The sequence below is a fragment of the Pseudomonas sp. MHK4 genome (assembly GCF_054600775.1).
Genome location: NZ_BAAIAK010000002.1, coordinates 460544 through 481690, shown reverse-complemented (window position 1 = coordinate 481690; position 21147 = coordinate 460544). Strand labels below are relative to the sequence as shown.

At 57.7% G+C, this 21147-nt stretch carries 21 protein-coding genes and 1 pseudogene; 11 read left to right on the top strand and 11 right to left on the bottom strand.

What is annotated here, in order from left to right:
- Nucleotides 1-452: 452 nt before the first annotated feature.
- Entirely contained in the window at nt 453-2615 is a 2163-nt protein-coding gene (locus ACYP2Q_RS07115) for a TonB-dependent siderophore receptor (RefSeq protein WP_459729855.1), read from the top strand.
- A gap of 201 nt (nt 2616-2816) precedes the next feature.
- On the opposite strand, the gene ACYP2Q_RS07110 is transcribed toward ACYP2Q_RS07115, so the two are convergent.
- The gene (locus tag ACYP2Q_RS07110) at nt 2817-4322 is read right to left on the bottom strand and encodes a GGDEF domain-containing protein (RefSeq protein ID WP_459729854.1); all 1506 of its coding nucleotides are present in this window, start codon (nt 4320-4322) and stop codon (nt 2817-2819) included.
- 257 nt (nt 4323-4579) lie between these two features.
- Between ACYP2Q_RS07110 and ACYP2Q_RS07105 the strand changes: the two genes are divergently transcribed.
- The 3 genes from ACYP2Q_RS07105 to ACYP2Q_RS07095 all read left to right on the top strand — a co-directional run bounded on the left by ACYP2Q_RS07105 (nt 4580) and on the right by ACYP2Q_RS07095 (nt 7278).
- Nucleotides 4580-5404 carry an AraC family transcriptional regulator gene (locus ACYP2Q_RS07105; RefSeq protein WP_459729853.1) on the top strand — a complete coding sequence of 275 codons (825 nt, stop codon included), beginning with the start codon at nt 4580-4582 and terminating at the stop codon, nt 5402-5404.
- Nucleotides 5405-5476: 72 nt separating this feature from the next.
- Complete coding sequence (locus tag ACYP2Q_RS07100) at nt 5477-5863, top strand: cupin domain-containing protein (protein ID WP_459729852.1); 387 nt, start codon at nt 5477-5479, stop codon at nt 5861-5863.
- Between the two features lie 176 nt (nt 5864-6039).
- Entirely contained in the window at nt 6040-7278 is a 1239-nt protein-coding gene (locus ACYP2Q_RS07095) for an FAD-dependent oxidoreductase (protein ID WP_459729851.1), read from the top strand.
- A gap of 164 nt (nt 7279-7442) precedes the next feature.
- On the opposite strand, the gene ACYP2Q_RS07090 is transcribed toward ACYP2Q_RS07095, so the two are convergent.
- A complete protein-coding gene (locus tag ACYP2Q_RS07090; RefSeq protein WP_459729850.1) occupies nt 7443-7787 on the bottom strand; it encodes a cupin domain-containing protein in 345 nt (114 codons plus the stop codon).
- A gap of 212 nt (nt 7788-7999) precedes the next feature.
- On the opposite strand from ACYP2Q_RS07090, the gene ACYP2Q_RS07085 reads away from it, so the two are divergent.
- Together ACYP2Q_RS07085 and ACYP2Q_RS07080 are read left to right on the top strand one after the other, a co-directional pair.
- On the top strand, nt 8000-8395 hold the full coding sequence (locus ACYP2Q_RS07085; protein WP_459729849.1) for a DUF6632 domain-containing protein: 396 nt from the start codon (nt 8000-8002) through the stop codon (nt 8393-8395).
- A 63-nt stretch (nt 8396-8458) separates the two neighbouring features.
- Complete coding sequence (locus ACYP2Q_RS07080) at nt 8459-8836, top strand: c-type cytochrome (RefSeq protein WP_459729848.1); 378 nt, start codon at nt 8459-8461, stop codon at nt 8834-8836.
- A gap of 50 nt (nt 8837-8886) precedes the next feature.
- Here ACYP2Q_RS07080 and hydA read toward each other — a convergent pair whose 3' ends face one another.
- The 7 genes from hydA to ACYP2Q_RS07045 all read right to left on the bottom strand — a co-directional run bounded on the left by hydA (nt 8887) and on the right by ACYP2Q_RS07045 (nt 15743).
- Nucleotides 8887-10323, bottom strand: coding sequence for a dihydropyrimidinase (gene hydA / locus ACYP2Q_RS07075; protein ID WP_459729846.1), 1437 nt, complete (start codon nt 10321-10323; stop codon nt 8887-8889).
- 57 nt (nt 10324-10380) lie between these two features.
- On the bottom strand, nt 10381-11277 hold the full coding sequence (locus ACYP2Q_RS07070) for an allantoinase PuuE (RefSeq protein ID WP_459729844.1): 897 nt from the start codon (nt 11275-11277) through the stop codon (nt 10381-10383).
- A 54-nt stretch (nt 11278-11331) separates the two neighbouring features.
- Nucleotides 11332-12201, bottom strand: a complete 870-nt coding sequence (locus ACYP2Q_RS07065; protein ID WP_459729843.1) for a MurR/RpiR family transcriptional regulator — start codon at nt 12199-12201, stop codon at nt 11332-11334.
- A gap of 36 nt (nt 12202-12237) precedes the next feature.
- The gene (locus tag ACYP2Q_RS07060) at nt 12238-13473 is read right to left on the bottom strand and encodes a cysteine desulfurase-like protein (RefSeq protein WP_459729841.1); all 1236 of its coding nucleotides are present in this window, start codon (nt 13471-13473) and stop codon (nt 12238-12240) included.
- 20 nt (nt 13474-13493) lie between these two features.
- The gene (locus ACYP2Q_RS07055; RefSeq protein ID WP_459729840.1) at nt 13494-14228 is read right to left on the bottom strand and encodes an amino acid ABC transporter ATP-binding protein; all 735 of its coding nucleotides are present in this window, start codon (nt 14226-14228) and stop codon (nt 13494-13496) included.
- The gene (locus ACYP2Q_RS07050) at nt 14225-14902 is read right to left on the bottom strand and encodes an amino acid ABC transporter permease (RefSeq protein WP_027923846.1); all 678 of its coding nucleotides are present in this window, start codon (nt 14900-14902) and stop codon (nt 14225-14227) included. The genes ACYP2Q_RS07055 and ACYP2Q_RS07050 overlap by 4 nt, the downstream gene beginning before the upstream one ends.
- A gap of 64 nt (nt 14903-14966) precedes the next feature.
- On the bottom strand, nt 14967-15743 hold the full coding sequence (locus tag ACYP2Q_RS07045) for a transporter substrate-binding domain-containing protein (RefSeq protein ID WP_406591128.1): 777 nt from the start codon (nt 15741-15743) through the stop codon (nt 14967-14969).
- A 448-nt stretch (nt 15744-16191) separates the two neighbouring features.
- Here ACYP2Q_RS07045 and ACYP2Q_RS07040 point away from each other — a divergent pair, with 448 nt between their 5' ends.
- Both ACYP2Q_RS07040 and ACYP2Q_RS07035 read left to right on the top strand, forming a co-directional pair.
- Nucleotides 16192-17148 carry an EamA family transporter gene (locus ACYP2Q_RS07040; RefSeq protein ID WP_459729839.1) on the top strand — a complete coding sequence of 319 codons (957 nt, stop codon included), beginning with the start codon at nt 16192-16194 and terminating at the stop codon, nt 17146-17148.
- 8 nt (nt 17149-17156) lie between these two features.
- Nucleotides 17157-17258 (top strand): annotated as a pseudogene (locus tag ACYP2Q_RS07035) (magnesium chelatase subunit ChlI family protein); the annotation flags it as partial.
- Here ACYP2Q_RS07035 and ACYP2Q_RS07030 read toward each other — a convergent pair.
- On the bottom strand, nt 17257-18471 hold the full coding sequence (locus tag ACYP2Q_RS07030) for an aldose 1-epimerase family protein (RefSeq protein ID WP_459729838.1): 1215 nt from the start codon (nt 18469-18471) through the stop codon (nt 17257-17259). The pseudogene ACYP2Q_RS07035 and the gene ACYP2Q_RS07030 overlap by 2 nt on opposite strands.
- A gap of 322 nt (nt 18472-18793) precedes the next feature.
- Nucleotides 18794-19222 (bottom strand): bleomycin resistance protein, encoded by a 429-nt coding sequence (locus ACYP2Q_RS07025; protein ID WP_459729837.1) that lies wholly within the window; start codon nt 19220-19222, stop codon nt 18794-18796.
- A 156-nt stretch (nt 19223-19378) separates the two neighbouring features.
- On the opposite strand from ACYP2Q_RS07025, the gene ACYP2Q_RS07020 reads away from it, so the two are divergent.
- From ACYP2Q_RS07020 to dmeF, 3 genes are all read left to right on the top strand, one after another.
- Complete coding sequence (locus ACYP2Q_RS07020) at nt 19379-19825, top strand: NUDIX hydrolase (protein WP_459729836.1); 447 nt, start codon at nt 19379-19381, stop codon at nt 19823-19825.
- 100 nt (nt 19826-19925) lie between these two features.
- Nucleotides 19926-20201 carry a metal/formaldehyde-sensitive transcriptional repressor gene (locus tag ACYP2Q_RS07015; RefSeq protein ID WP_299835372.1) on the top strand — a complete coding sequence of 92 codons (276 nt, stop codon included), beginning with the start codon at nt 19926-19928 and terminating at the stop codon, nt 20199-20201.
- A gap of 19 nt (nt 20202-20220) precedes the next feature.
- Nucleotides 20221-21144 (top strand): CDF family Co(II)/Ni(II) efflux transporter DmeF, encoded by a 924-nt coding sequence (dmeF, locus tag ACYP2Q_RS07010; RefSeq protein ID WP_459729835.1) that lies wholly within the window; start codon nt 20221-20223, stop codon nt 21142-21144.
- Nucleotides 21145-21147 lie beyond the last annotated feature (3 nt).

Sequence of the window (21147 nt, the reverse complement as noted above, 5' to 3'; positions counted from 1 at the left end):
CAAAAGATCGCAATTCCCCTGTAGGAGCTGGCTTGTCGGGTCGCCGCATGACACCCCGCGGTGCTCTCAGGTTTTTCGCGAGCAAGCTCGCTCCTGCAAATGAGGCAAGAAAATCAAAAGATCGCAGCACGCATCCCCCCTGTAGTAGCTGTCGAGTGCAACGAGGCTGCGATCTTTTGAAAGCCGTGCCAAAATTCGAACCATCCAGAACACCCTCTTCATCGCCTCCCTCACAACCCTAAATGTGAAAATTTCGTTAACCAATTGGTAAACAGGGCTTTTTTCACAGGATCCAATCTGGCACACTGATGAGAATGATTATCATGAGTAATCTCATCAGCTTTTGTGCAAGCCCCACCTCCGCCTTGTAGCGCAAAACGGCTCACCCGCCGCTGCTGAAGTCCCACTACCTGCTCAACGAACTGCAATCCCTTTTGTAAGGAGAATTCTGCGTGCAACTTTTTTGGCCCCGCCCTCTCGCCGTTGCCGTCGCCTTGGCAAGCGCCTCGCCTTTTGTACTCGCACAAGGAGCGACCATCACTGCGGCATCCGATGAGCCACCCAGTGACCAGCAGGTCTTGACGCTTGGCGCAGTAAACGTCAATGCCGACCAGTTGGGTCAAACCACCGAGGGCACGGGCTCGTACACCACGGGTGAAATGTCGACCGCCACCAAGCTGCCGCTGTCGATGCGAGAAACGCCACAAGCGGTGACGGTGATCACACGCCAGCGCATGGACGATCAGGCGATGACCAGCGTCAACGATGTCGTCAAGGCAACCCCGGGGCTGTTCCTCAATCAGTCAAGTGGCCCTGGCCGACAGACGTACAGCTCGCGCGGTTTCGACATCGACAACATCATGTACGACGGCCTGCCCAGTTCGTACACCGGATGGAACGTCGGTGTGCAGCCAAACCTGGCGATGTTCGACCGGGTCGAGATCATTCGTGGCGCGACAGGCCTGGTCACCGGCAGCGGCAATCCATCGGCGGCCATCAACATGGTGCGCAAACGCCCAACCGCGACCCCGCAAGTCACGTTAACCGGCGCGGCTGGCAGCTGGGATGACTACCGTGGACAGATTGACGCTTCCGGCCCGCTGAACGAAAACGGCACATTGCGGGGTCGCGTTGTAGGTACCTATCAGGATGCGAACAGTTTTCGCGACAAGGAAGAATCCAATCACGGCTTGTTCTATGCGATCGGTGAGGCCGACCTGAGCGATGACACCACCGCGACCCTGAGCTTTTCCCGCCAGGAAGACCAGACCAACTTCTTCTGGGGCGGCCTTCCTATCGGTACTGACGGCCACCATCTGGATTTGCCACGCTCCACCTACCCGGGCACCGATTGGGAAAACAAGAAACAGGAAATCAATACCCTGTACGGTGAAGTCAAGCATCGCTTCGACAATGGCTGGGGCCTGAACCTGGCAGCCACCAAATCCTGGCAGGATGCCGTTTTCTCCGGCACTTATCTGTCGCGCTACTCGGGCCCGCTCGCCACCACGGCCTACCAATCGAAACCCGAGGAAGACCAGGCGGCGTTCGACGGGTTCGCCAGCGGCCCATTCGAAGCCTTCGGTCGTACCCATGAACTGGTGGTGGGTGCGAGCCGACGCGAAGTCAATCTGCAAACCCGCGAATACAGTCCCTATGCGCTGTCGTGGCCCATTGGCGCCCCTAAACCGGATTTCGTGCACAGCGGCGACAGCCACGAAGTCACCAGCCAGGACGGTGTCTACCTGACCACGCGGCTGAGCCTTGCCGACCCGCTGACCTTGATTCTCGGCGGACGCCTGGACTGGTATGACTATGACAACCGTACGGGCGAAGGCGACTACAAAGTCACTCGCAACGTCACGCGCTACGCGGGCCTGATCTATCGACTCAATGACAACTACTCGGTCTACGCCAGTTACACCGACATCTTCACCCCGCAGACCTCAAAAGACATTTCCGGCAAGGTGCTTGACCCTATCGTGGGTGAAAACTACGAACTCGGCATCAAGGGCGAGTACTTCGACGGTGCCCTGAACGCCAGCCTGGCCGTGTTCCAGATTGATCAGACGAACCGCGCCAGCGTCGCCGACAATCAGGCGGGCTGCCCGGAAATGACCTGTTATGAATCCTCCGGCCTGGTACGCAGCCAGGGGCTTGATCTGGAATTGCAGGGTGCCCTGTCCCCGAACTGGCAAGTGGGAGCCGGCTACACCTATACCCGCGCTCGCTACAAGAAGGATTCGGATCCGGCAAACAACAACCAGCGCTTCACTCCGGACCAACCTGAAAACCTGTTCAAACTCTCGACTGTCTACCGCCTGCAAGGCCCGCTCGAGAAGCTTCGCGTCGGTGGCAATCTCTACTGGCAGAGCCGTATGTACAACGATGTGGCGCTCACCGATGGCAGCTATCGCATTGAACAAGGCAGCTATGCGGTGACCGACCTCATGGCCGGTTATGAGGTGAACAAGCACCTGGACCTGCAACTCAATGCCAACAACATCTTTGACCGCACCTATTACTCCGCCATTGGCTACGACGTTAAATGGGGCTCCACCGATACCTACGGTAATCCGAGAAACTACATGCTGACGGCCAAATACAGCTTCTGATTTGCCAATACCTGTTCGGTGGGCAGAAATCAGTGGTACTACCGGACGAACGTCAATATTGGGTAGTATTTTTGATTCGTAGGAGCTGTCGAGTGCAACGAGGCTGCGATCTTTTAAAAGCCAGAGCAAAAGATCGCAGCCTGCGACAGCGCCTACGGGAGCACGGCCTGACGCCCGCTTAGGGGGCGAGCAAGGCACCTGTCACCCTCGCCCCCTCACAAACTGGTTACGTCCCAACGCCTTGGCGTTATACAGAGCCTGGTCTGCCACCTCGATCAACCCTTGCAAATGGTTCAGCTGGGAACCCGTGGCGGTAGCAATCCCGATACTCACACTCAGCCGTCCGAACGGGCTGGAGTTGTGGGGTATATGCTCTTGCTTCAAACGGTCGAGGATAAGCTGCGCCACCACCGCGGCACCGATACTGTCGGTGTCAGGCATGATGATGCCAATTTCCTCCCCGCCATAACGCGCCACCAGGTCTGACGGTCGCCTCACGCACGCCTCGAAAATCCGGCCAACTGTCTGCAGGCATGCGTCGCCAGCCAGATGCCCGAGCGAGTCGTTGAAGCGTTTGAAGTAGTCGATATCAATCATCAGCAACGCCAGCGTCGTTCCCTCACGCTGTGCTCGCCGGGCTTCCATGGCCAGGCTCTCATCGAAGCAGCGCCGATTCGCCAACCCGGTAAGGGCGTCTTTCATCGCCAGCAGCTCGAGTTGCCGATTCGACGAGAGCAATTGCTGCTGGGCCCCACGCAACCGATCTTCGGCCTGGGTACGCCGACGGATATCCAGGATCAAGAACCAACCGATGAGACCGGTCAGTCCCAGCAACCCCGTCACCACCACCGCGGACAGCAATGCCTCCGTTCGCCACGCGGCGAGGACTTCGTGCTTGCCGAGTGCCACGGTAGTGACCAGCGGCAACTGATCACTCTTGCGGAAGGCGTAAAGCCGCTCCACGCCGTCCAGGCTGGAGGTAAACGACGCGGTACCGACTGATCGATCGACGAGATACTTTGCGAAGATGGGCGACCTGGAAAAGTTGCGCCCCATGTCCTGCTCGCGAAAAGGATAACGAACCAGCAGCGTACCGTCGGTATAGGACAAGCCGATAGCGCCCTCCTGCCCTACGTCGATCTTTCCAAACAGGCGCAGGAAGTTTTCGATCCCCAAGGTGACCGCCACTACGCCGGCAAATTCGCCGCCAGGACGATTGAAACGACGGCTGACGGTGATTACCCATTCGTGATTGGAGCGGCTCTGGATGGGCGGACCGATAAAGATCTCGCGGGAGGGATCGTCGCGGTGATAAATGAAATAGGCTCGATCAGTGCTGTTCGCCCCGGCTGGAATCGGCCGGTTGGAAGACATCAACCAGCGTCCCTGATCATCGTAGACCGTGATACCACTGAGCTGTGGCATCAGCGGCACCTGGCGGTCGATCAATGCACTGAGCCGCTCAATCTGCGCAGGGCCGCTGCCTTCGGTTTCCAGGCGTTCGACCAGCCCGAGCAACAGCAGCGAGCTTTGCCGGACAATGCCTTCGGAGTAAGTGGCGAGCGCCTGGGTGAGGTTCAAGCCATGGACATCCACGTCCTCCAGTGCCCGCTCTCGAGAGGCCAATACCTTCCAGACAGTCAATGACGCCAGGGAACAACCGATAACCAGCAGCAAAAGCACAACAAGATGGGTATCACGCTTCACGTTTCAACCTTATGGAAAGTCCGCTTTTCCGTTCCAGCGACTATCGGGCCAGGCCCATAGCTGCAGCCATTCGTCCTTGAACAAGGATACAAGTAGAGGTGAAACGCTGCAGCAACTGATTATGAGGCACTGCTCACCGGAGCTGATTTCGACCTGTAAGAACGCTCAAAGGACAATTGAACTCAGGCAGCGGTATAGTTCCACAAGTAAGACGCCGAATCCCCTTCAAGGTGGCGCACCAGCGGACAAATCTGATCATGAAAGGAAAAGCAGGTCGGCCAGCCACCTCGGATTGGGTCATACGTAGCGCTCAACCTGGCAGCGTCGAGCGCATCGAAGCGTGGTTCGGCAGCCATGGCTACGACCCACATCGCCACGATACCTACTCGATCGGCCGCACCCTCGCTGGCGTGCAGAGTTTTCACTACAAGGGTGCGCTGTGCCACGGCGTGCCGGGCAACACACTTGTGCTGCACCCTGACGAAGTCCATGACGGCATGGCGGGTACTGATGCGGGTTTTCGCTACCGCATGGCCTACATCGATCCGGCGCTTATTCAAAACGTTCTCGGCGGTGAGTCGCTGCCCTTCATTGCTGGCGGACTGTCATGCGACCTGCGTCTGTTCCGCGCCAGTGAAGCCTTCGTGCAGGCACTGGATCATCCCCTGGAAATTCTTGAGGAGCAGGACGCCCTCTACGACCTGGCAATGGCGTTGCGTGCGGTCGGAGGCAAGCCGCGCGGCCGCAAACGCCTCGATTACCGCTCGGCCGAGCGCGCGAGGGCGTTCATCATGGAGCATCTTCACCAGGGCATTACACTGCAGATGCTGGAAAAGGCCAGTGGACGCGAACAGTGGAGTCTGTCACGGGACTTCCGGGCACTGTACGGCACCAGTCCCTACCGCTTTGTCACGCTTCGGCGCCTGGACAATTTTCGTCGGCTGATCCTCGATGGCTTCACCCTGGTCGATGCCGCCCTGGCCGCAGGCTTTCACGATCAGAGCCACATGACCCGGCACTTCACTCGCAGCTACGGCGTGTCGCCTTTGCGCTGGCTTGAACGCTTGCGTTCCACCCGCTGACTTGCAGGATCGTACAAGAACTGCATGCTTTTGGTTCGATAGGCTGACGGCTTCAACTACAGAGGATCCGTCATGTCCGACTTCACTCAGCAACGCGTATCACACCCTGTGAACCTGGCCCAAAAGGCTTCGCTGATCGAGCAACAGTGGAGCCCAAGGGTCGTCGCAGAAATGAACGACTACCAATTCAAGGTCGTGCGAATCGAAGGTGAGTTCGTCTGGCACTCGCACCCGGAGACTGATGAAGCATTCCTGGTGCTCGAAGGCATTTTGCGCATCGATCTACCGCAGGGCTGCGTTCATGTACACCCGGGCGAATTGTATGTCGTGCCACGTGGCGTGGAGCACAGGACAGCAGCGCACGGAGAAGCGAAAATCATGATGATCGAGCCGCGAGGGGTTCTGAATACCGGGCACGAAGGGGGTGAGCGGACGGCTTTGAACGACGTCTGGATTTGATTATTCGTGTTCACAAGACAAACGATAAATCCAGATACCTGGCATCGCACTTTACGATGCCAGATAGCGAAGTAAGCGATTGGCGCTGCCACGCTCAGCGTCGTTAAGGTACCCCGCAATGCGTTATCGCTCCTGTCGGCAGCGCACGGATAACAATAAAAGCGAGGTAGCCAAAGATGATCGAATCCAAAGTCAGCGCACCCACCAGCCTGGGGGTCAAAGGCAAGCGCGTAGCGATAATCGGCGCCGGCCCTGGCGGTATCGCTGCGGGTGTGGCGTTGCACCAGGCAGGTTTTTCGGTGAAGGTCTTCGAGCGTCATCCCGAACTGCGACCGCTGGGTGGCGCAATCATTCTGAATGCCACGGGCATCGTCATCCTGCGCGGCTTGGGGGTCCAGGTGGATGATATTTTTGCGGCTGGCCTTCCAGAGTTTCGCCGTCACGATGGACGCGTAAGAGTCAACTTTGACATTGATATGGAATTGTTGAAGCAGGCCGGCGTAACCGGATGGCAATCCGCAATGATGCGATCCGACCTCTATGAGCGTCTGCTGGCGGCGGCCCCGGCTGACATGATCGTCCCCAACCACAGCTTCAGCCATTACCAGGAACATGCCCAGGGCGTGACTGTTCACTTTGCAGAAGGTCAGGCTTACGACACGGACCTGGTGATCGGGGCTGACGGTGTTCAGTCAAAAGTACGTGAGCAGTTGTGGGGAGCATCAGAGCTCAAGCACCTTGGCATTGCAGTCTGGCTGGGCTGGTGCGAACTACAGGGGCCTGAGCGCAAAAAAATCGTCATCCAGCACAACCACGCCTATCAGATGGGCTACGCACCGCTTCGATACAAGGACAAGGACTGCTTTGAATGGTGGTTCGTCGAAAAATGCGAAGAGAACCAGGTTGAGCCGACAGATCCAGCTGCCTACGTGCGTGAACGCATTAACGGATTTTCCTACCCTGTGCCGCAGATCCTCGAGGCAACGGATACCTCGCATAATCTGTTCCGCTGGGTCGTGAAATATCGAGATCCGCTCAAGCAATGGTCAAAGGGACGCGTGACCATCATGGGCGACGCCGCGCATCCGACTTCTCCTTACGCTGCATACGGTGCCGGCATGGCCATTGAAGATGGTTACTTCCTTGCGAAGTATTTGCGAGGGCGCGACCTCAGCGACGCCAAAGCGCTGGAGATCGGGCTGCGACGGTATGACGAGCAACGAGTCAATTACACCAACCAGACGACGGCGTTCGCCCGGTTCCTTGGGCGTCTTTATCACGGTGTGCCAGCGCCCTTGAACCGTCTGCGCGATCTTTTCCTGGATCATTCCAGCTTGCCAGAAAAACTGATCAGCAAAGGCGTCACCCGCGAGGCGCAAGCGCTTTTGCGTGCGGTACTCAATCCTGTTGATTGAAAAGCGCTCTGATCACGTTGAATTCTGCAACTGCACCGGCGATCGCTTCGCGACAAAGCCCGCGCCACCCCGTCCTTCACGCTGCGCATGACAGAAGCGCTGCGCAAGGAATCGGGGCAGGCTTGCGGCCTGGCGGATCAATCCCACACCCTGCGCTGACACACTCACGCCTGCCTGACGATATCGACCGAGATTTCAACCGCCGTGATCGTGCCTCTGTTCTCGAGCCAGTGCGTGGTGTTCCTGTCCTCGGGCCAACCCACTCCCGGCCCATAGTCCGTGGCGACGCCATTTCGATGATCGGTGATCGTGCCTTGCAGGATGTAGACGCTGCCTGGCCTGTCCACATGGTTGTGGATCGGCCCGAAGACGCCGCCAGGCTCGATCGTGACCATACGCGTTCTAAGTTGGCGCCCCGCCATCCCCTCGATCTCGGGACCCAGGTCCATCGTGGCCAGTAACTTCACGGTCACCCCTTTCGTCTCAGGTGCCACTGGTTCGTTGCTCATCGCGCGCGCCCCTCTGGAGATGCAAGGCCTGACAGCAGTAAACGCCTTGAACAGTGTAATCCGTCGGGAGGCGACGAAGGGTCGATTGCTGCCCTTTGCGACAGGGCCGTTTTCGGGCCAGAAGCAGCCGATGGACGGAGCGATAGCAAATGGGTAGCTATGCTTGGTCTACTTGGGGGCAATTTAGAGTCAGGCCCAAAGAGGAGTCCGCCATGATCGTAGTCGATCGCCTCAGGTATTTGCGCGTCGTTCTGGTTTTGGCTGGCCTCGCGTGCCTCGCGCTCTACCCACTGATGTTGTTCTGGCCGTCCGGCTGGGCCTGGCACGTCGGTCACTCGGACTACCCGATGATGATCGTTGGCATCTACGCCACACTTGGCGTGTTCTTGATCCTGGCCGCACGTGATCCATTGGCCAATCTGAGCCTGATCTGGTTCACCGTGTGGTCCAGCGCCGTACACGGAGCAATCATGGCCGTCCAGGCGGCCACCCAGCCGGGGCAAATGGGGCACTTGGCAGGTGACGTGCCGGCGCTCTTCATCGTGGCGGTTGCCTTGGCCATCTTGACGCCCCGCTCGCAATTGCTTGGGCGCCGACGCGACGGCTGATATCTTTCCCGCGCATCAAATGGCGTCCAATCGACGCTGAGCCCATCAAGGAAGATAAAAACAATGAAAATACTATTCATCGCTTCGCTAGGAATATTATCGCTGACGCAAACTTCACTGGCCTTCGCGGAGAATGCCAATGGAAAAAATCTCTATCTACAGCGATGCAGCATGTGCCACGGAACAGATATCAAGGCAACAGGCCCGCTGGCCAATAAAAGCAATCCGCCTACGCCTGATCTGACAACCTCCGCTTTCAAGAAACGATTGAATGATTATCCGGGCGTGATTGTCTCTTCGATAATACTTCGCCCAAATGGCGACTTGATTCCAAGAACCTTGCGCGAGAATGGTGTAAAGCTATCGCCGCATGCATGGAGCGTGAAGGATCTGCGCGATTTGAATCAATACATGGGCGATGTGATTTCACAAAAACGATGATCTTTAAAGTGCCGCGCCACTGCTTCGGCTGGCCACCTGCGCGATCGCACTCACCATTGCAACTCAGTCTTGCGTCGGCGCAGTTGCGCGGGCGCCGGGCGCTCGCACGTCAGAAACCGGCCGCGACCCGCCTCACCGCGCGGCGCGCCGTCCCAGACCACCTCACCGCGAGACAGGGTCATGGCCGGCCAGGCGCTCAGCGTCATGCCGGCGTAAGGCGTGTAATCGACGTTGTGGTGCAGCATTTCGTTGCACAGGTGCACCGACTCACCTTCGTTCCAGATCACCAGGTCGGCATCGGCACCAATGGCGATGCTGCCCTTGCGCGGATACAGTCCATACATCCTGGCGGCATTGGTGGAGGTCAGCGCGACAAAGCTTTGCGCGGTGATGCGCCCATTGCGCACGCCTTCGGACCAGAGCAGTGCCATACGGGTTTCGACACCGGGAATGCCGTTGGCGATCTGGTCGAACGACACCTCTTCACCGTGGGCCTTCTTGCCATTCGGGCCATCGAAGCGAAAGGGTGCGTGGTCTGACGAGAAAATCTCGAACGAGCCATTCTCCAGGCCATCCCAGATCACCTGCTGGTTTGCGGCATCGCGCGGCGGCGGGCTGCAGATGCACTTGGCTCCTTCGAAGCTGTCGTCGCACCCCAGCGAGTCGGCGGTCAGGAACAGATACTGCGGGCAGGTTTCGGCGTACACCTTCAACCCCTGGCTCTGGGCCCAGCGAATCTGCTCCACGGCCTCGCGACCCGACACGTGCACGATCAGGATCGGCACGTCCACCAGCTCGGCAAGGGCGATGGCACGATGGGTCGCTTCGCGTTCCACCAGCATCGGCCGCGACGCGCTGTGGTAGCGCGGCGCGGTCAGCCCGGCCGCCAGTAGTCGCTCGGTAAGCCAGGCGATGCAATCGCTGTTCTCGGCGTGGAGCATCACCATGGCGCCCTCACGGCGCGCGACCGACAATGTCTCGAGAATCTCCCGGTCGCCCAGCTTCAGCGCATCGTAGGTCATGTAGATCTTGAACGATGTATAGCCCTCAGCAATCAAGGCCGGCAGTTCTTCACGCAGCACCTGCGGGGTGGGGTCGGTGACGATCAGGTGGAAGGCATAATCGATCACAGGCTTGTTACCCGCCCGACGATGGTAGTCATCGACGGCAGAGCGCAGGCTTTCGCCCTTCTGCTGGCAGGCGAACGGGATGACGGTGGTGGTGCCGCCGCAGGCCGCCGAGACCGTGCCGCTGAAGAAGTCATCAGCCATCACCGAGCCGTCCCCAGTCGGCTGGTCAAGGTGCACGTGGCTGTCGATGCCACCGGGGGTGACATGCCGGCCTGCCGCGTCGATTTCCTGGTGGCCTTGCGGCAGGTCCAGGCCAAGGGAGACGATGCGCCCATCACGAATACCGATATCGCTGGTGAACGTGTCCGCGGCGGTTACCACGCGGGCGTTGCGAATCACCGTATCAAAAGGTTGCATATCAGGCCTCTTGCAGAAGTAACCGGCCCCAGCCGGTCAGGCGGCGCGTGTCTTCAATCAAGTTCGTTCAAGCCAGGCACGGGCGATTTCTTCGCGCGTAGCAAACCAGACACCGCCGTGTTGCCTGGCATACTCGATGAACTGCTTGATCGCCCTGACTCGTCCGGGGCGACCCACCATACGTGGATGCAGCCCGATCGACATCATGCGAGGCCCTTCAGCCGACTCCTCGTAAAGGACTTCAAAGCTTTCTTTCATGTATTCGAAAAAGTCCGATGCCTGCGACAGCCCCGGAGAATTCCAGTAGCGGAAATCGTTCACGTCGGCGGTGTAAGGCACCACGAGATGACGCTTGCCCTCGACCTCGACAAAGTAGGGAACATCGTCGTTGTAGGCATCGGAGTCGTAGAGAAAACCGCCCTCTTCAGCGACCAGCCGACGGGTATTGACGCTGGCGCCGTAGCGGCAATACCAGCCAACGGGACGCTTGCCGCAGGTGCGTTCGAATGACTCGATAGCCAAACGCATGTGTTCACGCTCCTGCTCTTCAGTCAGGCGAAACACTTCCTCCCAGCGATAACCGTGACTGCAAATTTCATGACCACCTGCAACTGCAGCGCGTGCAACATCAGGGTTTTGCTCAAAGGCCACTGCGCAGGCATGAAAAGTCGCGCGAACCGATTGCTGGTCGAGAATATCCAGAATTCGCCAGATCCCGACGCGAGAACCGTACTCATACATCGATTCCATCGCCAGATTGCGTGTGCCGTCGGGTATTGAATAGCTGCCCCATTCGGTCATGGATTCCTGGTCCGGGTCGCCCATGGCGAGCGAGCGTTCGGAGCCTTCTTCGTAGTTGATCACCAGGCTGATGGCCAGACGTGCGCCAGTTGGCCAGGTGCCGTTCGGGCGTTGTCTACCGTAACCCACTAAATCGCGTGCAGGTGAAACCATCGGGATATTCTCCTGAAGTGACGGGTTTTATAAGTACGTGGTGACAGTAGCGACTTAGCAGTCGATATCTTTCAGCCGGTCATGGTTGAAGGTGCTGTCCGATTGCCACTCGCTGAAGGCCAGCCCCATGGCCAGGGTTTGAGCAATACAGAACGAAGCGGTGAGCGAGCGAAAGCCCAGTAATTCGGCGTCGTTGACCTCAATCACCGTATCGGCCATTTGCCCGATAGGGCTCAGAACACTGTCAGTGATCGCCACCAGCGTCACGCCTGCCTGGCGCGCCTGACGACAAGCCTCAACGGTGTCATGGGCGTAAGGTGGAAAGCTGACGGCTATCAACAAATCATCATCGGCAATGGCGCTGACCTGCTCCGGCAACGTGCCGCCAGCACCGCTGATGTGCACGGCTCGCCGGCCTACACGACTCAATGCGTAACTCAGATACGCCGCCACCGGAAAGGCACGGCGCATGCCGATAACGAAAGTCGTGCGCGCGACTTGCAGATGGGCGATGGCGGCTTCGATATTGGCCTGCTCGCCGCCTTCGGCCAGGTGTTCCAGGGAAACGATATTGGCCTGGCTGAACTCACGCAGAATCCCGCCGACGTCACTCGGGTCCTCCAGCAACGTCTCACCGCCGTAGTGCCGAATACGCTCGCTGTGAGTGTCGGCTGCCTGTTGCAGCGGTGCACGGAACAGCCGCTGCAAATCCTTGAAACCTGCAAAGCCAAGGGCCTGGGCCAGCCGAATATAAGCGGAAGGCGCGATGCTCGAGCGCTTACCCAGTTCGGCCACCGTGTTGAGTGCGATCTCATGCGGGTTGTCGATCAGGAATCGGGCAGCATCGCGCAGACGGCCGGTCAGTTGTTCGTGCTGGGCCGCTATACAGTCACGCAGCTCTGCAAGGGTTTCAGGTAAGGCCATAGTGAAGGCTCGTAAAATTGGAAGTGTGTGCGCCCGTCAACGCAACGCGTTGATTGCTTGATCCAGCGCAGTGATGAGGCGGTCGACTTCTTCCAGCGTGTTGTAATGCGCCAACGACACCCGCACTACCCCGCCAAACTGGTCAAGCCCAAGGGCTTCGATAAGTCGCCGTGCATAGAAGTCACCGAAACGAATGCCAATGCGGTGCTCATCGACCCTGCGCACTACAGCCTCTGACTGTACGCCCTCGACCACGAAACTGATCGTCGGCACTCGATTGCGGGTATTCGCTTTGCCAATGATCCGAACGCCCTCGCGCTGGCGCAAGAATGCCAGCAGACGCTCGGCGAGCAAATCCTCCTGCACCTCGAAGGCATCGAACGCAGCCTGCATGCACTTGCGCTCGCTGCCTTGCACGCCGAGCCGGGTGCTGATGTCGAGCAGGTAGTCGGTAATGCCGATGCAACCGAATGACAACTCGTAGTTGACGTTGCCCGGCTGCAATTTGTAAGGCACCACATCCTGACCGATAAAGAAGTGGTTAAGGCTCGGCAATTCCAGCAACAGATAGCGACGCCCCCAGAGCACGGCAAAGTGCGGGCCGAACGTTTTATAGAAGCTGTAGACGTAGAAATCGGCGCCGCTGGCCTGCACATCCACCAGTCGGTGTGGCGCATAAGCGACGGCGTCCACGCACAGCTTTGCGCCCACGGCATGGACACGCCGCGCAACCTCGGCGACGGGATTGACCGAACCGAGAATATTCGAGGTGTGGGTCATGGCCACATAACGGGTTTTGTCATTGAGCAAGACCTGCAGGTCATCCAACTCCAGCTCACAACTGTCTAGATTGACCTTCCACACGCGCAAGGTCGCACCACGGCTTTCGCACAGTTTGACCCATGGACCGATGTTGGCCTCATGATCGCAATTGGTGACGATGATTTCATCACCTGGGACGATTGACGGGGCAATGGCGCGACACAGTATTTGCAACAAGTGGGTGGTCGAGCCGCCCATGATCACTTCTTCGGGGTGCTCGGCGTTGATCAACTGCATGACCGAGTGGCGCGCCTGCATCACTCGCTCGCCAGCGACAACGGAGGGTTGGTAGGAAGCACCCAGTTGCACACTGTTGTGCAGCAGGTAATCACAAACCCGCTCAGCCACCGTGTTCAGTACCATCGAACCTCCAGCGTTATCCATGTAGGCATAACCATCGGCCAGACCTGGAAACTGCTTGCGAACGTAATCGATATCGAGAGGATTCACTCTACTTTCTCCAGCCGGATTCAATGGTGCAGGATGGCCTGCAGGAACGCTTGTGTGCGCGGCTCCCGAGGTGCGGTAAAGAACGGTTCAGGGATGTTCTGCTCAACAATCCGGCCGCTTTCCATGAAGATCACCCGGTCGGCGACCCGCCGGGCAAAGCCCATTTCGTGAGTCACCACGACCATCGTGACGCCGGAGCGAGCGAGGTTCTGCATGACATCGAGTACTTCGCCGACCATTTCCGGGTCCAGTGCCGAAGTCGGTTCGTCGAACAGGATTGCGCGAGGTTCCATGGCCATGGTGCGGGCAATGGCAACACGCTGCTGTTGGCCGCCAGACAATTGGCTCGGATATTTGTGCGCGTGATCGCCCATGCCGACTTTCACCAATAATTCCCTGGCCCGAGCATGCGCATCACGACGACTCAGACCGCGAACCCGGATCGGCGCCAGCGACACATTGTCGAGAACAGTGAGGTGCGGATAGAGGTTGAAACTTTGAAAGACCATGCCTACTTCACTGCGGATGGCAGCCAGTCGCGGGCCGTTTTCAACCCGTTCACCCGCCACGCGAATGTGGCCTTGCTGGTAGTCTTCAAGCAGATTGATGCAACGGATCAAGGTCGATTTTCCCGAGCCGGACGGACCAAGGATAACCACCACTTCACCTTCTTCAACCTGCAGATTGATATCGCTTAACGCTTTGAAGTTGCCGTAATACTTGTCGAGCTTTTCAATGTCGATCAACGTGCTCATGCGGTTTTTCCTCCAGAGGCATTACGACGCTCAACCCAGCTGACCATCTGCACCAGCGGCAACAGCAGCAAGAGGTAAAGCAAGGCTGCCCCCACCAGCGGTGTCGGGTTAGCTGCCAGTGCCTGCGCCTGGGTTGCCTGCTTCAGCAAGTCAGGCATCGCCACGACTGAGGCGAGCGCCGTGTCTTTCATCACGTTGATGCAATTGCTGGTCATGGGCGGCATCACGATGCGGATAGCTTGCGGCAAAACCACGTCGCGCATGGTGTTGAAGAAACTCATGCCTTGAGAAGCCGATGCTTCGAACTGGCCACGGGGAATGGCCTCGATGCCTGACCGAAAAATCTCCGCACTGTAGGCGCAGGAGACAAGCGAGAGCGCACTGGCAGCGGCCGCAAAAGACGACAGGCGAATGCCGACAAAAGGCAGCGCGTAATAGATCAGTACCAGTAAAACCAACAGTGGAATAGAGCGCATGATATCGATGTAGATACGCGCAAGTGCTCGAACAGGTGCGTAGGAGTACAACCGCAGCAATGCCAGCAATAGCCCGCCCACCAGGCCCAGGGCAATGCTCACTACCCCAAGCAAAATGGTCACGCCCAAACCGCGCATCATCAGCGGAAGCGAATCGACAAGCACGTTCCAGTTGAAGAATGTCTGCAAAAGATCCATGGGATACCTCGGTCAATACAAGTGGCGAACCGGCGTCGCCACTTACATGCATCATCAGCAGGGCTTACTTGAGGACGGCGGTCACTTTCATGGTGCTCGAGTCTTGATCGGCGTCGGCGCCGAACCACTGTTTGTGGATTTTCCCCAAGGTGCCGTCTTCTTTCATCTTGCTGATGATGTCGTTGACCTGATCGCTCATCGCCCAACCTTTGGCGTGCATCAGCGAGTAGCGTTCACCCGTGGGAATACGCGCCACGATGGAATATTGCGGTTTGTCCTTGATGTAGTAGAGCACCGCAGGAATGTCGCTGAGGTAGCCATCGATTCGTCCGGAAGCCAGATCGAGCATGGCCGGCGATAGCCCTTCATAGCGCGAGACATCGGCGAACTTGTACTCGTCCTTGTGTTGGCCGATCCACATGTCACCTGTCGAGCCAGTGTCGACACCCACCACCTTGTCGTTCATGTCAGCCAGGCTTTTGACCTTGGAAGTGGTCAGTGCGGTGAGCGACTGGTCGCTGTCGAAGTAAGGCTGCGCAAAGGCTACCGACTCCAAACGTTTCGGGGTAATAGTGATTGAAGAGATAGCGATTTCAACACGTTTGGATTGCACGGCACTGAACAGGCCGTTGAAGGGAATATTGACGAACTCGACGCTTTTTCCGGCGCGTTTGGCCACTTCTTTTACAACATCGACTTCGAAGCCGACGAACTCACCTTTGGAATCCTGAAACTCCCAGGGCACGTTGCCAACGTTAGCACCTACGGTCCAGTCCGCAGCCCAGGCTGGCAGTGAAACTGCGGCGGTCATGAACAATCCCAACATCACTTTCGCTTTCATGTTTGCTCCCGATTGTTTGTTTTTTTAGGTGCTAACAGCGGTTGATCTCGTACAACGTGGGATCGAGAGTAAATCAATGGATTATTTAATTCAATACCGTACGTCAGTGAATTTTTTGCTCCGCAATCATCTTCAGTTTTCCTTGAGCGTCACGTCCAAAGGGCTAGTTACGGTCAGGACCGACCAAGGTGGCCACGCGTAGCAGACTTCGCGGCAACCGCTGCTGACCGGCAGCTTCACGCCCTGCGAAATAAGGTCATACGATCTCCACCCTTTAATTATGGCGCCGAACAAACTGCCTTGAAGCCTGGCAACAAAGCCTATTGCCCTTCCAATCGCTCTTGCCGAACCTACCCGAACACGGTACAAATCGACAAGGTTGTACGACAACACACTAAAAGCCCCCCACGCCATACCCGAGTTGGCCTATCACCCTTCGAGATCTGCCATGCCCCGCCCTATCTTCGCGCAAACCGTACCGCCCTTCCCCCGCCATCTCGCCGTAATCATTCTTTTGTGCATGGGCTGTGCGTTCGCCGGTAACCATGTGGCGGCGCGAGTCGCTTTTGATGATGGCGCGGGTGTGTTGCTGGCGATTTTGATGCGATCTGGCGGGACCTTGCTGGTGCTGGCAAGCCTGGTGCTGTGGCAAAGACAAAGTCTGCGTCTTCCGGCGGGTGCATGGCGCTGGCAATTGCTGTTGGGCCTTCTGATCACGGCGCAGAGCCTGTGTCTGTACTCCGCCGTCGCACGAGTCCCGGTAGCGCTGGCGCTGCTGGTGGCCAACGTGTTCCCTATACTGCTGGCGTTGCTCACTTGGGCGATGGGTGGCCCGAGACCGACCGCACGCACCGCTTCGTTGATGGGGTTGATTCTGGTGGGGCTGATGCTTGTGCTGGATGTCCCCGGGCGCCTTTCGACCACGACCAGCGTCGGCCCGCAATGGCTGCTGGGCGTCGCGCTCGCGTTCTGTGCCGCCAGCGTGTTCGCCTGCGCGCTGTGGATCACCGACCACAAGTTGTCTAAGGTACGTGGTTCGGTGCGCAGTCTGTTGACCATTTTCATCGTCTTCAGCAGCGTCAATCTGGCGGGACTGACTGGCGCCGTGCCAGGCGGACTAAGCCTGCCCGCAACCTCGACCGGATGGCTGGCCCTGGCCGCATTGGTCGTGCTGTACGGCACCGGATTTATCGTGCTGTTCATTTCGGTGCCTCGGCTGGACATGCCGCGCAATGCGCCGGTCATGAACATCGAGCCGTTGGCGACGTTGCTGATGGGCTGGATTGTGCTGGATCAAATGCTCAATGCGGGGCAGATCCTGGGTGGGGTGATTGTGGTCACTGGCATCGTTTTGCTGACGTATCGCAAATCAGTTATCAAGGCTGACGCCGAAGCTGTGGTGTGAGAATGCCCCGACTGCTCAAGGTCGCGAGTACACTGGCGGACCTTGAACAAGCCGACGGGATCAGACGCGAAAATTTGGCCGAGGCGCTGCAATGTCGGCCGACAATGCTTACCCCTTGGTCAGATCAACCAACGGCGTCTGCCGCACCTCAGTCTCCCGCCCACCCTGAATCTCGCTCACCTGCTTCAAGGCCTTATCCACAGCCGCCTTATCCGCCAACAAGCTGTAGCTGATGCGGAACTGCTTGTGTTCCTTCGGCCCAATTGTCGGTACCAGGTTCAGTGGCCGCTGATAACGGCGGTTGTAGGAAAAACTTGTCCCCGGCTCCAGCCCCGTGACATAGCCCTGGCCTTGGGTATCGGTGTTTTTCCACAGGGAAAAAACGGGCAGTGTCAGAGTATTGAAGCCGACCGAAACGCCCAGGCTGCCGGCCTTGTTATGCAACACGGTCAACGTATCGCCCTTGGCATCGGCATACGGCACCACGTTGTAAACCGTTTCGTCGTAGTCCTTGGTCGGTGCGCGGTAGGTTTGCCAGTCGGGCAGATCGCCCTTGGCCTTGTCGTTGAACGGTGACACCTGTTTCACCGGCGCGGCGAAACGAGCGCCCTGCTCCAGGAACGGGGTGCTGAAGTTACTGTGATACAGCGCCTGGTATTCCTTCGGATAGTCGCCGTTGTTGGTCAGGGTATCGTTGAGGGCGAACACTACGCTGCCGGGTTCAGTGACCAGTTCGGTCGCGACGGAGAAGTCGACCTTCTTGAACGCCTGCTCTTTCAGTTCGCCGCGCAGGGTGATGGCGTACGGTGGTTTTTCATCGATGTGCAGGGTGACCTGGTTCGCAGGAATGTTGGCGGCCCGACCGTGCAGGGTCAGCAGTTCGCCGTTGTCGACGCCTGGGTGGCCGACCCATTCGTATCCGCAGCGGGTGACCAGCTCATTGAAACCTTCCAACCAGCCCAGACCACCGCGGCCATTGAGTTCGATGAAGGACGGATTGACCACTTCCTTGACCGGCGAATCCCAGCCCATGCGCACATTGCCGACCGAGGCCTGCAAGACGTTCATTGCGCGAGTCGGCACTACCGAGAGTTTCATCGTGCCGTTATCGATGTCGACGATGCTGACGCCCTCTTGCCGACCGCCGTGCAAGGTGCGCAGGGTAACGCTGAAGGGTTTGTCGGTTTTTATGCCGAGTTGCTGGCTGGTGATCTGCCAGTTCTGGGCGGCTTTGTCGGTGTCGAGCAGAACGTAATCCCAGGCCATGGCGTGGGAGGCAGCGGACAGTGCGCTGAGGGCAACAAAGAGTTTGAGCGGGGTCATGGCAGCAGCCTTTCTTGGAGTTGTGCCATTTTTATAAACTTGATGAAACGTTTCAGCAAGCTTAAAAAGCGGAATAAAGTCGGAAAAACCCAAGAAAGATTTGGGACAAGTCGCAAAATTGAGTCGATGCCGCGAGCAGGCTCGCTCCTACATTAGATCGAAGGTGAGCACAGGTTTTCAGAACATTCGAGATCAACTGTGGGAGCGAGCCTGCTCGCGATGGACGTCAACGATAACGCGTGTTTGCTGGATTTATGCATTGTCCATGGCGCCATCGCGAGCAAGCTCGCTCCTACTCAGGGGGCTGCGTTTGGTCAAGGGATCAGCGTTCGACAGCCTTGAACCCCAGGCTTTGATTGAATCGCAACAGATAGCCATCCGGATCGAGCACCAGGAAATTCAACTCTCCATGCTCGCGCTCGTTATCGCGGTACCAGCACTCTTCGATGGGCTTGCGCAATGCAATGCCGGCGTCTTCGATGGCCTTGGCCAAGGCGTTGGCATCCGCGCAACGGATCGAAAGGTTCATGCCTCGGCCATAGGGTGGTTCCAGAGGGCCAACCCGCCATGGCGACGACGCCTGCAAGTCGTCCTCTTCCAGCATCAATTGACTGCCCTGGAAAGACAGGAAAGCGAACTTGTGTTCAGGCCTTTCGTATTCAACCTGGAAGCCAAGCACCTGGCAGTAAAATGCCAGGCTTCGTTGCACGTCAGAGACAATCATCTCTGGAACCAATGCGTTCATCTTCATGAAGGGACTCCTTGTCGTTTTAGAACACCTCAGGCAGCACTACGTTGTCGTGCTCTGCCGGGGCCGGTTGTATACCATGATTGATGCGCGGGTTCCCTACATCGATCACCGCCACTTCAAAACGGACTTGCCCAACACCACAAAGGAGTTCCACCGTTGTCCGAACATCGCATCCGTCCCCTCGCCCTCTGTATCTTTCATCATCGCGGCAAGATCCTGGTCAACCAGTTCCACGACAACGAAAACCAACGAACCCTCTACCGCCCCATCGGTGGCGGTATCGAGTTTGGTGAAAGAAGTGCTGATGCCATTGTCAGGGAAGTGCAGGAGGAGCTGGGCTTGTCGGTTCATGATGTTCGTCTGCTGGGCACTCTGGAAAGCCTCTTCACCTATGCCGGTAAGCCGGGGCACGAAATCGTTCAGGTCTATGACGCCAGATTCGATGACGAACTCGTCTACGAAGCAAAGGAACTGACAGGCCACGAAAGCGACGGGGCATCGTTCATCGCCAGATGGTGCGACAGCACGGATTTCAGTCCCGCCTCCCCTCTGGTACCTGAGGGCCTTCAGGAACTGCTCAAGACGCTGTCGCTACTTGAGTAGGCAATCAAGAGAACCTGGCGCGAGCGCACCCTCAAACAGAGCTTGTATAGGTATAGGGGGTATACCTATACTTTACTCCGCATAAGTAAGGGGGTATCCCGTGGGTCATATTGCTTCCAACAAAGACGATCTTCTCAAACGCGTTAAACGCATCGCTGGACAAATCCAGGCCGTTGAGCGTGCGTTGGAGTCGGATCTGGACTGCGCTAAAACATTGCATCTGGTCGCTGCCACACGTGGCGCTATCAACGGATTGATGGAAGAAATCATTGAGGATCACGCCCGGGAGCATGTCGCAAACCCCGCGCTCAGCGAAGAGGAACGCAACAAGGGTGTCGAAGAGCTGCTTGAAGCCATTCGCCGCTATTCCAAATGAATCCCGTAGGTACAGGGTCATGAGCAGCTCCCGGATCAATCACGTACACGACCACGTATTTCTTGGTGCCTCGCACGATGAGAATGCCAAACGCACCCTCTGGGTCGTAGCGCTTACCCTGGTGATGATGGTGGGTGAAATCACCGCCGGATACATCACAGGCTCGATGGCGTTACTTGCCGATGGCTTCCATATGGCGACCCATGCCGGTGCATTGGGGATCGCGGCGGCGGCTTATGGATACGCAAAGCGCCACGCCTCGAGCAAGCGTTACAGCTTTGGTACCGGAAAGGTCGGGGACCTGGGCGGGTTCGCATCGGCGCTCATTCTCGGCGTGGTGTCCCTGGTAATCGGCGTAGAGTCAGTCATGCGTCTCTTGCAGCCGACCGAGGTTCAGTTCGGCACCGCGACGCTCATTGCGATTGTCGGTTTGATCGTCAACATCGTGAGTGCACTGCTGCTTGGCCACGGTCACAGTCATGACCACGATCGCGATCGCGACCATCATGGCCACGGACATCACGGCAACGATAACAACCTGAAATCAGCCTACTTCCACGTCTTGGCGGATGCGCTGACCTCCGTCCTGGCGATTGCGGCATTGCTCGCTGGCCGGTACCTCGGATGGGTATGGCTGGATCCTGTCATGGGCATCGTGGGTGCCATTGTCATCGCGCGCTGGGCATGGAGCTTGATGGGCATCACCGCAAGCGTTCTGCTGGATCAAACCGATGAGCACGTTGCAGAGGAGATCCGCGAACTGGTTGAGAGGCTTGGCGATGCAACCATTACCGACCTGCACGTCTGGCGAGTTGGACCAGAAGCACATGCAGCTATCGTCAGCGTCATTGGCCAAGCTTCGGCGAATGCCGAAAGCATTCGTGAACGACTTAAAACCGTTCACGAAGTCAGCCACCTGACGGTCGAGTTTCGATCTGCCTGATTT